Below are 12,113 nucleotides of genomic sequence, written 5' to 3' on the forward strand. Positions count from 1 at the left end.
TGCTCAAGGTAGCGCTTCGAACCAGTCGAGCACCGCGTCCCGCCAGCCCTCTGGCACACCGTGCCCGCCTTTGGTGACCTTCAACCGGATGGAGCCTGCGTCACAGTCCACCCAATCCTTCTGCATCGAGTCATCGTCGCCAAAGCTGTTTTCCGCGCTACCGAAGCAGGCGTTCTCGCGGCGCCAGACATCCAAGCCCTTCATGACGTTACCCTGGTGAAAATCAACACCCTCCCATGTTAGCTGTCGGCCTTCGAACGGCACCATTCGGTCTTTGAAGCCATGTACGTGAAATAGGTGAACTGGCGCATCGCACTCAGTGGTCATGGGCTCCCAGAATGCTCCAGCCGCAGCGGCAAAGCCTCTTGCCATCTCTGGCGCTTGGCACGCAATGTCCCAGACCATCGAACCACCGCGGGAGAAACCTGCGATCAGTATTCTCGACGGGTCTATACCGAAGCGCTCCACCGCGTCGGCGCGAACTGCGCCGACAAAGGAGACATCATCGCGCGCCAGATCATACCCGTCAGCCACACCCCAATCGAGGTCTTTGCTATTAATACTGGGCTGCCCGCTCGGCATAATCACAGCGTAGCCGCGCCGGATGAAAGGATCGACATAGGCGGAGTTCTGGATCATCCCTTTCCCAGACCGTCCATAACCGTGCAACCAAATGACGGCAGGCGGTTCATCCGGAACATCTGGTAGGGCCGCGTAGTACTCACCGCCCTCCAGTGTGCAAGGTGCATCTGGCGCACCACACACTCCATCAGAAGCGAGGGCAGCGTTCGGCGTTGCTGCATTGACAGTAATGGCAAAACCAAGCGTCAAAATGCGGTTGCGCGTTTCCGGTCGCATCATAAGTGTACCTCTGTCGCCAGATCACAGAAATCATAGCACAGCGTTGCGCATCTCCGAAGGCATCGGCCAAGCGTTTGTGAACTATCTGAAGTTTAGGCAAAGTTGGCCGGTCGATCTCTTTCCAAATAAGTAGTTATGAGCTTGGGTAAGAACTTAGATTTTGTTCGAGAACCCAGGTAACTTTCATTAAAGTGGTACGGGGGGACTTATGGAACGCCGTCTAACCGCCATTCTGGCTGCGGATTTTGTGGGATTCTCACGCCTGATCGGGCGTGATGAAGAGGGCACGATTACCACCCTAAAGAGCTACCGAAAACTCATTGATGACCTCATCTCAAACTATGGTGGTCGCGTGTTCGGCAGCGCGGGTGACAGCGTCATCGCTGAATTCACAAGTGCAACAGACGCGTCCCGCTGTGCATTGGAAATTCAAAGAGAACTGAAAGCTCGCAACCTCGATCTGCCGGAAAAAGGGCGCATGAACCTTCGTATCGGAATACATCTCGGTGACGTCGTGGCAGATGGCGATAATCTGCTGGGAGACGGCGTCAACATTGCCTCTCGGTTGGAAGCAATCGTACCGCCCGGAGGCATTTGTGTTTCCAAAGCAGTTGCCGATCAACTTTCGGGAAAGGTGGACGCGGAATTTGCGCATGCTGGCGCCCATGAATTGAAGAATATCGCCAATAAGGTCGAGGTTTGGACCTGGCCTCCGGAACTTGCGGTCAAACCCAAGCGCAGCGCAGCGATCCGATGGACTGCCGCGACGGCTGTTGTCGCCACAGTTACCGCGATTTCTGCTTTTTTTGTCTTTGGAAGAGATGATCCGCGCGACCTTCCGTCAGGTGCGCGGATTGTCATTACACCTTTTGAAACAATCGGGGAAAACAAGGAAGACGAGTATTTCGCTGAAGGTTTGACGCGTGATCTTAACGCCTTGTTGGCGAAGTTCTCAAACCTGTTTGTTATAGCTCCCGAAGCTGGCGCCGACTTCAGCAGTCAGAAAGATTGCGAAGCGATCAGGGATGCGTTAGGGGCCGATTACATACTTGGCGGCACGGCCCAACGGTCTGACTCGAAACTGCGGGTGACAACTACGTTCATCAATGCAAGGACTTGCCGTCAACTCACGCCGCCGGGCCCCTTTGATATGGACCTAAGCATCGCAAATGTCCTGGATATCCAGGTTGAGATTGCAAGAAAGGTCGCCTCGCAAATCGGCTCAAGCGATGCCCCGTTGTTCAACGCTTCTGTACAGCAGGCTATCCGCGACAAGGCACCGGAAAACCTGGAAGCCTATGAATGCTATCTGTTGGGATTCTGGTTTTATCAAAGTTTCAGCATTGAAGCGCATCGCAAGGCTCGGGACTGTCTACTGTGAACCGTGAAGGAAGAACCTGGTTACTCTCTTGCTTGGTCGCGATTGGCCTTTAACTATCTCGAGTCTAAGAAACGATCATTCGACACCGATCCGGATTGGGCAAATAAGGCCCGAGACGCCGCCACACGTGCACTTGAGGAAGACCCGGACAATGCGGATGCGCACTACGCCCTGGCAATCCTCAGCAGAATGACGGGAGAAGACAAGGCGGTCTTCTTTGAACACGCAAAGAACGCCACGGAGCTTAGTCCCAATGATTCCTGGATCCTCGCGGATCTGGGTATCTTTCTTGCTTACTCCGGCGAGTTTGAAAAAGGTAAAGAGTGGATTTCCCGCGCAAAAAACCTCAACCCCAAACTTCATCCTGGCTACAACAACGCTTGGGTGCTGCACGCGATCTTGCAAGGCAATTATGATGAAGCACAAAAAGTCATCTTGAGCTGGGGTACGCCGAAATCCACCATGTCGATGGCAAGCCTGACTGCAAGCTATGCTTTGGACGGCGAGCAACAAAAGGCGCAAGAGATGGCGCGACGCTTGCAAAACGAACACCCGGAGTTTCTTGACGATCCACGCGCACCGTATCGAGCACGTGGAATGCCAACGGAGCTGATCGAAAAGATAATGGATGGGCTTCGCATTGCCGGTATTGAAGTTTCAGAGAACTAACGCCGAGATTGCTTAAAAACATCGCCTTCAGAATGGCGGGCATAGAATGTTTGTAGCGGTTTTGGAACCAAGTTGCGCTTGCTACCTAACGCTGTTGCCGACACCGAATTAGGAGATTCGTTATTTCTAAGGACAGTTTTGCGGACACAGAGATTGGAAGACACTTGGCGGACGCTGCACGTCGTTGCCGCATGGTTTTCTTCACTGGATTACCGGCATCTGGTAAGTCATTCCTGTTGCGTCAGCAGATATCCATTGCGATCTCCTTGGGACGTCGTGTGCATATCATGCGTTGGGATACGGGGCTCGCGGCGTTTCAAACCGAAGATATACTCGCGAGGTATCCGGATGTTTCGGATGGAACTCATCCGTTGATCCGAAAGGCAGCCGGGCTGTGGGGGCGGAGAGCACTGACGCGATGGCTGGCGGAGAATACCGACCCCACAGGCATGATTGTCGGTGAAGTCCTATCATCGGAAACAGGTTTTCAGAGTTCATCCAGACGCAGCCCGATCAGATTGAGCCTGCCTTAGCTTCCGAGGAAACCACATTCATGTATCCGGTTCCTACAAAGGGCTTGCGTGCCAATCTCGAAGCTATTCGAAGATCTACATTTGCGAACCCCAGACATCCTGATGAGGCTAGGGACGCGCCACCATCCACAATGGAACTGGCTTGGCGCCAGACATGCGCCAAGGCTGCGGAGTTGGGCTTAGTCTCTGAGGTGGACATCCATTCTCCGTATGAGGAGGCGATCTATGTCCGGTTTTTTGAGCACCTGCTGCAACACCGAAACGTCGTCAGAATTGCGGTCGATACGATTTTTTCAGATGCCGGGTCAGCCCATGACCTGAATGCGAACGTCTTAGAACTCAGTGCTAGCTCAGACGAAGTAAAGTACGCAATCGCAAAGGTAGAGACTACTTTTACATCCGAAGCAGCCGCCCGAGAAGTTGAAAACTGGTATCGGGTGTAGTCTCGGACAAAGGTCTGTTCGGTTGGCATTTCGGAATTTGCAAAGCTTGGTTGCGAAGGTCCGTTTTGGGCTGCGACCGGTCAGTCATGCTCGTTGCAGAAAATGTCGACTACTCCAAACCGGTCACTGCGGCACTCCGGCTTTTCGCAGCCCCTCTACCAAATGTTCAAAGTAGTCTTGATTGTAGCCGGGCAAACTTTGGGCGACGAATGACAGCGAGAATTCGGGGTTGAGAGCAAGAGCTTTGGTAACGGCTGCGCGGGCTTCATCTAAATTGTCTTGTTGCGCCAGTGCTGCTGCTCGGAACAAGTTTGGCCAATACTCACGCTCGTTTTCTCTAACGGCTTTGCCCGCCCAGTGTTCTGCAAGCTTGTAGTCTTTCAATTGATAGTGAGCTGATGCGTTGTTGACATAGAACGTCCATAACAAGGGATCGTTGGGACTAAGTTTAATGGCCATGGCCACATGAGCCAGCGAGTCCTCCGCACGCCCTCCGGCTTTCAGCGCGAAGGCCATGCCGTGATGTGCTAGGGCAAAGTTTGGATTGAGCGCGATGGCCTTTTCCAGGCTGGCGATCCCTGAATCCGTGTCCCCAGCAAGACAGAACGCCCGGCCGAGTGCGTAATGGGTCAAAGCTTCACGGTCGTCCAAAGCCTTCGCTTTTTCCGCCAATCTTATGGCATTCTTCACAGTCTCGGAAGACTGGTCGGCAATTCGCATTATGACGTCTGAGACGCCTACAAGAGCGCAGCCGGCGTAAGCCAAGGCAAAATTCGGATCAGCCCGCGTGGCCGTCTCAAACAACTGACGAGCCTTTTCATTGCCTTGCTTGGTAAAGCGATTTAGATGCCAGTTTCCCCGTTGATACAGGTCCCAAGCGTTGAGATCTGAAGTTGGCTTATGCTTCGCCCGGTCTTGCTCAGCGCCGCGCAGTTCTGAATCGATACTGCCAACGATTGTCTCAGTAATCTCGTCTTGCAGTGCGAAAATGTCATCGAGCTCCCGGTCGTAACGGTTGGCCCAAAGGTGATTGGAACTTTCGGCATCAATCAGCTGTGTGGTGATGCGAACCCGGTTTCCGGCTTTTCGGACACTGCCTTCAAGCACGTAACGAACGCCAAGCTCTTGTGCCAACCGACGCACATCCACCGCCTTGCCCTTGTGAACAAACGTTGAATTGCGGGCAATTACAAACAACCAGCGAATGCGTGATAGCGCGGTGATTACGTCCTCGCTGACCCCGTCTGCAAAATACTCTTGCTCGGGATCGCCGCTCATATTGTCAAAAGGCAAAACAGCAATCGATGGTTTTTCGGATGCCGATTGCGTACTGTCGGCGGTGGGTTCGATTGCGTCTTGCTCATTTGGTGCGGACCAATGCCAAGCTCTCACCGATTGGGCAATGTTTTTCAGATTTTGCTCACCAAGATCTCTGAAGATCGGCCCGGTTTTCATGCGCACGGCTTGTTGGACAATATCGGACACACAAACGCCGCCGGGTTCTGCCAACGCCTCCAGCCGCGAAGCGATATTGACACCGTCGCCATAGATGTCGTCCCCATCAATGATAACATCACCGAGATTGATCCCGATGCGTAGGCGGATTGGGCCACCGCACTGCACCAGCGCTGACTGGACGGCCATTGCACAATTCACAGCATCCACAACACTGGCAAACTCCACCAGCGCACCATCACCCATCAGCTTGATAATACGGCCGTTATGTTCGCTGACCGTCGGATCGAATGTTTCCAGTCGATGTGACTTCAAGCGTCCCAGCGTGCCTTCCTCGTCGTCTTCCATAAGTTTGGAAAAGCCAACAACATCGGCGGAAAGTATGGCGGTCAGCTTGCGGTCCAATTTCCGTTCCTCCACAGGGCAACGTTAGACCCGATGGGGCGCAAAATCCATGCAGTACAGTTGATGATAGAGCGGCCGCGTTTGGCAAAAAACTAAGGCAACGCTTGGCGAATTCGGGCTGCCGCCGCTAACCCATCGGCAAGACGTTCAAAATCATCCGGTCGCCGCCACATAGACCGAAACCCGCGGGCAAGGCTATTGACCGTGTCATCCTCAACCACAATACCTCGACTTGTGAACTCATCGTGACGTTCGGTGACGAACTCTCGCAACGCGTCGGAGGCGTCTCGTTGTCGTCCGAGCTGCGCGTAAGACGCGGCGACAAAGGCAGTGGCCAGCGAGTTAAGCCGCGCTGCCCCCATCAGAAAACCAAGCACTGCTTCATAGTTACCGTTGAAAAATTCGACCTGCCCCATAATCCAGTCGATAGCAGGCGGATGTAGCGGGTCCAGCACCATAGCTTCCGAAACTACGTCGCGCGCCTTTTCGTGCTGGCCGAGCAGTAGGAAAGCATAGCCACACCAAGCCATCGACTCCGCCTCGCTTTCTATCATGGAAAGTGTCTTGTTGAATTGCGCTTCGGCCTCGCTCCACAGCCCGGCACAGAGATAAGCAAACCCAAGCTGGTCTTGAATGTAGACGTCCCGGTTATCCAGTGCCACGCCCTTTCGGGCGATCTTCAACGTGTGGGCCGGTGCGTCAGCGTCTGCCAGACCAAGCCACAAGTCTATGACATACGTGTCCGAAAGATACATGTAAGATCGCGCGATGGTCGGATCGAGCGCGACCGCTCGTTCCAACAACGCTCTCGCCTTGGCCGTATCTCGTGCGTTCAAGCCGTCGCGTAGTGCCTTGCCCTTTAGCATCAGCTCATAGGCCTTCATCTGATCCGTTGGTTTCTGTGTCGAACGGTCGACAACATCGTGCTGGACCCTGCCTGGCAACACTGCGACGATACTTCGGGCCACCTCGTCTTGTACCGCCAGAACGTCCTCCAGTTCGTGGTCGTATCGATCCGACCAAAGTTGAGTACCTGTACGGGCGTCAGCGAGCTGTACCGAGATCCTCACGCGGCTGCCAGCCTTCCGCACGCTGCCTTCAACCAGGTAATCTGCGCCGAGAGCCTCCGCGATTTTGGCTGGATCTGTGTCCTGTGTCCGGAACCTGAAAGACGCATTTCTGGAAACAACCTTGAGCGTTCGAAAACGCGATAAGCCCACAATAATGTCTTCCGCAATCCCGTCGCTAAAAAAGGCCTGCTCGGGGTCATCGCTCATGTTGTGTAGAGGCAGGACCGCAATAGTGGCTTTTGCTGATGATTCAGGCCGAGGCGGTTCAGCACATACTGCGCTTAACCCGCCAATGCGCCAAGCATGTACCGGTTCGGCAACGTTCTTTACCGTGTGCTGACCAGCATCCTCCCAGGCGACCGGTATACGGTTCCCGACCACACGATATACAGCGTCAGACACCAACACACCGCCGGGTGGGGCAAGCTGCTCCAACCTAGACGCAAGGTTCACACCGGATCCAAAAACATCTCCGTCGCGCATGATAATGTCGCCAAGAGTGACACCGATGCGAAAGCGAAGTGGGTCGGAGCCCACCACTGGCGAATTTTGCAGTTCAACCGCGCATGAAACGGCATCGACAGCGCTGTCGAACTTGGCGAGCAGACCGTCACCCATCTGTTTGACAATGCGACCGTGATGCCGACCAACAAGCGGAATAAAGGTTTCGTCAATGTGCGCTGAGAGGACTTCGAGCGTGCCTTTCTCGTCCCGCTCCATTCGGGCGGTAAAGCCGACAAGGTCAGCAATCAGGATGGCCGCCAGCTTTCGCTCCAAGTATTGTCCTCCTTTCTTTTTCATACTGGTCGCTACGTGTTTAGACCATGCGAAAGTGCACAGGACTGACTTCTGACTTTGCTTGAAGTCGGCTTCAGCGTTGGGAAGCGCTGCGATACGTCTGCTTGAAGAGCTCACACCGCAAACGGCCTTTTTAACCTCATCTTGCAAAAGGTCATGGCCGGTTTGGGTAGTTGCTATCCATTCGAGTTGAACACCTATTACAGTTATATCAAGTGAGCAGGCGTCCATCTGAAAAGGCTTTTCTCATATTCGGTAATTGAGTTCGAAAGCCACTTCTGAAACACCTTTGCCGCTGGGCGAACTGGTCCAGGCAGCGTGACGAGGTGATATCCGATCTGCGGGATTGGATCATCGAATAGCGCCACGAGATCTCCAGACTTCAATTCATCAGAGATGAATGCCGGAACCGTCGCCCCAACACCATCACCCCGGCGGATTCCATCAAGCAGCATGTTGCCCGGCAGGCGAACAACTCTCCTATCGGCATCGGGTGGTACTCCAACCTTTTCCAACCACAGGTCAAATTCGACCGAAGCCTGCTCCTGAAGAAGAGTAAAGTCGAGCAATTCAATTGGGTCTTTGAGCACTCGTTCCCCAATCAATTCTTTTGCAGCGACCACTGTCAGACAGCCAGGTAGCAACATTTGCGAGATCAGTCCCGACCAGCGCCCGGTGCCGTATCGAATGGCTATGTCAATGCCCCCTGGTTTGAGGTCGACAGCTTGGATTGTTGAGTCGATCCGAAGCTCAATATCTGGGAACTCCTGAACAAATGCCGATAGACGCGGCATGAGGAATGCGCTTGAAAACATCGGTGTCGCACTGACTACCAGCGGGCGAACCGCCTCTGCACTTGATATGCTCTCAGTCAGGGACGCCATTGAGGCGAATGCTTCATGCAGACCTGCCGCTAAGAATTCTCCCTGTGCAGTCAGAGCGATACCGTGTCGCGTCCGAGTAACAAGCTGGGTTCCTAGGTGCTGCTCCAGGCCTCGGATTTGTTGGCTGACCGCGGAATGGGTCACATTCAGCGCCTCTGCTGCGCGGGTCAAGTTTCTAAACTCTGCGGCGGCGGCAAAGGCTCTGAGAGACGTCAACGAAGGTAACGTGTGCCAATCCATAAGTCAGAAAATCTTACAATACAGAAAAATTTACAACTACGCGATTTCTCAATTCTCACGCATGTTGACGTGAAACACCAATGACCAGAACAGGAGGGAACCATGGAAACGCTTGCGGTACTCGGATTGGGCAACATGGGTTCTGCGCTGGCGCATTGCCTGCTCAAATTAGGTTACAGCGTCTGCGTCTGGAATCGGACACCTGAAAAGACAAAGCCGTTTGCAAAGGTAGGTGCAGTTATTTGCGTATCGCCGGAAGATGCTGTTGCCGCGTCCGATTTCGTCATCGTCTGTATCAAAAGTCACAAGGAAACTGTCGATTTGATCAGCGGTCTAAGTGTATCGTTGAAGGGGAAAACAATCTGCGACATGAGCACCGGCGACACGTCCGATGCTGATTCACTGGTCTCATTTCTCAGCGAAAAAAACGCAGACTACATGCTGGGCATGATCAATGCATACCCTTCCGGCATCGGTAGCAGCGACACCACCATCCTTACCGTGGGCAGTGCCGGAACTTGGGATCGCTACGGCGAAGTGATAAGGTCTCTTGGGGGAAAGTCCGCTCAAGTCGGTGAGAAACCCGCAGCTCTTGCAGCACTTTTTGCTGGTCTCTTCACTGTCCGGCAAGGGTTCATGTTTGGGATGATATACGGCGCACTGGTTTGCCAGAAAGCTGGTGTTCCTATGCAGGTCTATGCCGATCAACTTCCTGCGACGATCAAGCTGGTAAATGACTACCACGATCTCTTTGTCCGTACCGTTCCAACCGAGGACTATGACGACGCCGAAGCCTCGTTGAAAGTCTACGCATTGGCCCAAGAGGACGCGCTAAAGACCTGCGTTTCTCTGAATGCACCAGCTGACTTTATCCGAATGATGCATGACCGCACAAAAGCGGCGTGGGCGGATGGATATGGGGACAAACAATTGACCTCGTTGGTCGAGCACATGGCGGACGCCGGATAACGTCGGGCGATTTCTGTCAGAATGGTAGTTCGACTTGGACAAAAAACGGCTGCAAAGCTGCATACACGGGATTGCGAAGTTTCGGCGCCAATGTCTAGTTTGGGCTGCCACCTGTCATTAATGTGAAAAGTAACGAAAGGCGCCAACGAGCCCAATGCGGGCTTTGCCAACCTTTCAAATCAGCATCATCCCCGACCATTTCAGTTCGAGTTTCAATCCCTAGCGGGCAAGGCAACCTCGCCTTCCCAGTCAGAAATACGGTGCGGTAGCGCCAGGAATTTTGACGCCACACGTGTTTTGGTCGTTCCACTTCCAGTCATCCCCGAATATTTGCCGGTAGAGGAAACTATCCGCCAGTTGTTGACGCCGAAGGCAACAACCTCCCATCTCATGGTGAACGTGTCCTCTTCTTCACCATAAACACAGACGCCACCGCCGCTGACACCGCTGGGTCCGCCGAAACCCGAGCCCACGCACCGGACAAAACCAGGATCGATTGGTCCCTCGTCAACGGTATAAGTCCCATAGTTGTCCTCTTTCCAGAACACGTCCTCGCCCGCGGAAATTTGCTCTTGGTTGACGACATAGAAGTTCGTTGCCGACACTTTCTCTGCAGCAGTCAGACAATGAGGTGCAATGAGAACTGCGGGGATTAGCATTGAACGCAACATGTTGTTTCCTTCGACAGTGGGGCAACGCCAGCATGATAGAGCCTATGTTATTTATTGCTAGGAAAGGAACGCATAGCCGGACCTGAAAAGTCAGCTTCGTCCCGCATCTCAGAGATTGCAAAGCTTGGTGATGAAGGTCCGCTTCGGGCTGCGACCAGCTATTCATGCAGGCCGCGGAGAATGGCCACGTCGAGCCCACTTTGACCGATGCGGCGCGATGCCCCAATTGCAGCAATGCGCAGAAAGCGGACTCTGCAAAGTCTAACAATATCTAGTTCCTAATTACCTGGCCAAAATGAAATCTCTGGGCGAAAAACAAATCCGTGAGCGCACCCGCACCCGACGCGAATGCGCTTACAACATTAAATGGATGGTCATATCGCATGGATGTCGAACGGATCGGAGAAACCTTTGATCCTAGTGCCGACATATGTCTCCAATACATTAGCCCTTTCCAACAGATTACAGGTTTCTTGATCAATAAGAATTCGGTTTCCAGTTTTCTGCGTTTCCGCCTCCAGGCGTGCCGCAAGGTTTACAGTGGATCCAATACACGTATACGTCGCCCTGTTGTCTGTGCCGGCATAACCAGCGACGACTTCTCCAGTCGCTATTCCGATACCGATTTTAAGGTCACTTTTCCCTTCTGAATGCCGTTCGAGATTTAACATCTCAATCATGTTGTGCATTTCATGCCCTGCCGCCACTGCACTTTGCGCGGAGTTGGACAACGACTGCGGAACTCCAAAAAGAGCCATCAAACCGTCTCCCAACATCAGGCTGACAATCCCGCCATTGCTGGTAACAGCCTCGAACATCAACGTGTAGAAAGTGTTAAGCAGGTCGATTGTTTCCTCGGGAGCGAGATCTTCCGATAGGGTCGTGAAGCCCCGAATGTCACAGAAGAGGACCGAAGCGTTGGCACGTTTGCCACCTATTGCGAAACCGGACTCTTGCAGGTCTTGTGCAACTTCTGTTGTCGCAAAGCGCTCTAGCAGTCGCTTCTGTTCGTCCCTGAGTCTTTTCTTTTCAAGGCCGCTGGAGACGCGCGCGCTGAGGAGTGTCTTATTGACTGGTTTTGGCAGGTAGTCTTCTGCACCCAGTTCAATGCACCGCACGACGTTGTCGAGACCCTCAACTGATGACGTCACTATCACTGGCAGATCGCGAAGTTCAGTGTCCGATTTCACGGCCTCAAGAACCTGGAAACCGTCCATTTCCGGCATTTCGATATCCAGTAAAAGCAAGTCAAATGGCTGGTTAGACAACATCTCCATCGCGACCCGGCCGTTTTCAGCGACCGATGCTTGGTGACCCAATAGCTCTACGCTGCGCGACAAAAGCAAGCGGTTCACCTTGTTGTCGTCGACGATGAGCAAATGGCCGGGAGCGTCAGTCATCAATCAGGCTCCGTAACGCGGCGGCGGCAGTGGTGAGGGCTGTCTCCAGCGCCGTCGCATCTGTTAGGTCTCCGGTCTCGGGCAGTTCTCCGAGTTCGACTTTCCTGGCCAGTTCGGCAAGAGCCGTTGCACCAAATGTGTTGGCGTTCGACTTGATGGAATGTGCAGCACGCCGGTAACGGTCAGCATCGGCCGCAGCCGCAGCCGCTTTCAATTCGACTATCATACTGGGCGCTTCATCGAGAAAGGTGTTCACAAGCTCAGCAGCAAAGTCTTCGCCTGTGGCGTCTGTTAGCTCCATGTAGATTTCATGGTCTATTGGGCTGTCTGTCAT

The 12,113-nt window shown here is 53.5% G+C and carries 11 protein-coding genes and 1 pseudogene; 4 read left to right on the forward strand and 8 right to left on the reverse strand.

Going from position 1 to position 12,113, the window contains the following annotated elements:
• Positions 1–3: 3 nt before the first annotated feature.
• A complete protein-coding gene (locus tag AC1DFB_RS01510; protein WP_480921979.1) occupies positions 4–861 on the reverse strand; it encodes a CE1 family esterase in 858 nt (285 codons plus the stop codon).
• Positions 862–1,069: 208 nt separating this feature from the next.
• On the opposite strand from AC1DFB_RS01510, the gene AC1DFB_RS01515 reads away from it, so the two are divergent.
• From AC1DFB_RS01515 to AC1DFB_RS01525, 3 genes are all read left to right on the forward strand, one after another.
• The gene (locus AC1DFB_RS01515; RefSeq protein WP_480921980.1) at positions 1,070–2,242 is read left to right on the forward strand and encodes an adenylate/guanylate cyclase domain-containing protein; all 1,173 of its coding nucleotides are present in this window, start codon (positions 1,070–1,072) and stop codon (positions 2,240–2,242) included.
• A gap of 3 nt (positions 2,243–2,245) precedes the next feature.
• The gene (locus tag AC1DFB_RS01520) at positions 2,246–2,911 is read left to right on the forward strand and encodes a tetratricopeptide repeat protein (RefSeq protein ID WP_480921981.1); all 666 of its coding nucleotides are present in this window, start codon (positions 2,246–2,248) and stop codon (positions 2,909–2,911) included.
• A 664-nt stretch (positions 2,912–3,575) separates the two neighbouring features.
• On the forward strand, positions 3,576–3,887 hold the full coding sequence (locus AC1DFB_RS01525) for a hypothetical protein (protein WP_480921982.1): 312 nt from the start codon (positions 3,576–3,578) through the stop codon (positions 3,885–3,887).
• 123 nt (positions 3,888–4,010) lie between these two features.
• On the opposite strand, the gene AC1DFB_RS01530 is transcribed toward AC1DFB_RS01525, so the two are convergent.
• The 4 genes and pseudogenes from AC1DFB_RS01530 to AC1DFB_RS01545 all read right to left on the reverse strand — a co-directional run.
• Positions 4,011–5,747 (reverse strand): adenylate/guanylate cyclase domain-containing protein, encoded by a 1,737-nt coding sequence (locus AC1DFB_RS01530; protein WP_480921983.1) that lies wholly within the window; start codon positions 5,745–5,747, stop codon positions 4,011–4,013.
• Between the two features lie 92 nt (positions 5,748–5,839).
• The gene (locus AC1DFB_RS01535; RefSeq protein ID WP_480921984.1) at positions 5,840–7,594 is read right to left on the reverse strand and encodes an adenylate/guanylate cyclase domain-containing protein; all 1,755 of its coding nucleotides are present in this window, start codon (positions 7,592–7,594) and stop codon (positions 5,840–5,842) included.
• A gap of 227 nt (positions 7,595–7,821) precedes the next feature.
• Complete coding sequence (locus tag AC1DFB_RS01540) at positions 7,822–8,409, reverse strand: LysR substrate-binding domain-containing protein (protein WP_480922636.1); 588 nt, start codon at positions 8,407–8,409, stop codon at positions 7,822–7,824.
• A gap of 186 nt (positions 8,410–8,595) precedes the next feature.
• Positions 8,596–8,739 (reverse strand): annotated as a pseudogene (locus AC1DFB_RS01545) (LysR family transcriptional regulator); the annotation flags it as partial.
• Between the two features lie 102 nt (positions 8,740–8,841).
• On the opposite strand from AC1DFB_RS01545, the gene AC1DFB_RS01550 reads away from it, so the two are divergent.
• On the forward strand, positions 8,842–9,708 hold the full coding sequence (locus AC1DFB_RS01550) for an NAD(P)-dependent oxidoreductase (RefSeq protein ID WP_480686601.1): 867 nt from the start codon (positions 8,842–8,844) through the stop codon (positions 9,706–9,708).
• Between the two features lie 212 nt (positions 9,709–9,920).
• On the opposite strand, the gene AC1DFB_RS01555 is transcribed toward AC1DFB_RS01550, so the two are convergent.
• The 3 genes from AC1DFB_RS01555 to AC1DFB_RS01565 all read right to left on the reverse strand — a co-directional run bounded on the left by AC1DFB_RS01555 (position 9,921) and on the right by AC1DFB_RS01565 (position 12,113).
• Positions 9,921–10,379 carry a hypothetical protein gene (locus tag AC1DFB_RS01555; RefSeq protein WP_170644373.1) on the reverse strand — a complete coding sequence of 153 codons (459 nt, stop codon included), beginning with the start codon at positions 10,377–10,379 and terminating at the stop codon, positions 9,921–9,923.
• Positions 10,380–10,753: 374 nt separating this feature from the next.
• Positions 10,754–11,779 carry an adenylate/guanylate cyclase domain-containing protein gene (locus AC1DFB_RS01560; RefSeq protein WP_480921985.1) on the reverse strand — a complete coding sequence of 342 codons (1,026 nt, stop codon included), beginning with the start codon at positions 11,777–11,779 and terminating at the stop codon, positions 10,754–10,756.
• Complete coding sequence (locus AC1DFB_RS01565) at positions 11,772–12,113, reverse strand: Hpt domain-containing protein (RefSeq protein WP_480921986.1); 342 nt, start codon at positions 12,111–12,113, stop codon at positions 11,772–11,774. The genes AC1DFB_RS01560 and AC1DFB_RS01565 overlap by 8 nt, the downstream gene beginning before the upstream one ends.

The organism is Ruegeria sp. S84, from assembly GCF_056583445.1.

Coding starts and splice junctions, on each gene's coding strand:
- AC1DFB_RS01525 (WP_480921982.1), top strand. CDS start 3,576: ATGGAACTGGCTTGGCGCCAGACATGCGCCAAGGCTGCGGAGTTGGGC.
- AC1DFB_RS01515 (WP_480921980.1), top strand. CDS start 1,070: ATGGAACGCCGTCTAACCGCCATTCTGGCTGCGGATTTTGTGGGATTC.
- AC1DFB_RS01540 (WP_480922636.1), bottom strand. CDS start 8,409: ATGCCGCGTCTATCGGCATTTGTTCAGGAGTTCCCAGATATTGAGCTT.
- AC1DFB_RS01560 (WP_480921985.1), bottom strand. CDS start 11,779: ATGACTGACGCTCCCGGCCATTTGCTCATCGTCGACGACAACAAGGTG.
- AC1DFB_RS01565 (WP_480921986.1), bottom strand. CDS start 12,113: ATGACAGACAGCCCAATAGACCATGAAATCTACATGGAGCTAACAGAC.
- AC1DFB_RS01555 (WP_170644373.1), bottom strand. CDS start 10,379: ATGTTGCGTTCAATGCTAATCCCCGCAGTTCTCATTGCACCTCATTGT.
- AC1DFB_RS01510 (WP_480921979.1), bottom strand. CDS start 861: ATGATGCGACCGGAAACGCGCAACCGCATTTTGACGCTTGGTTTTGCC.
- AC1DFB_RS01550 (WP_480686601.1), top strand. CDS start 8,842: ATGGAAACGCTTGCGGTACTCGGATTGGGCAACATGGGTTCTGCGCTG.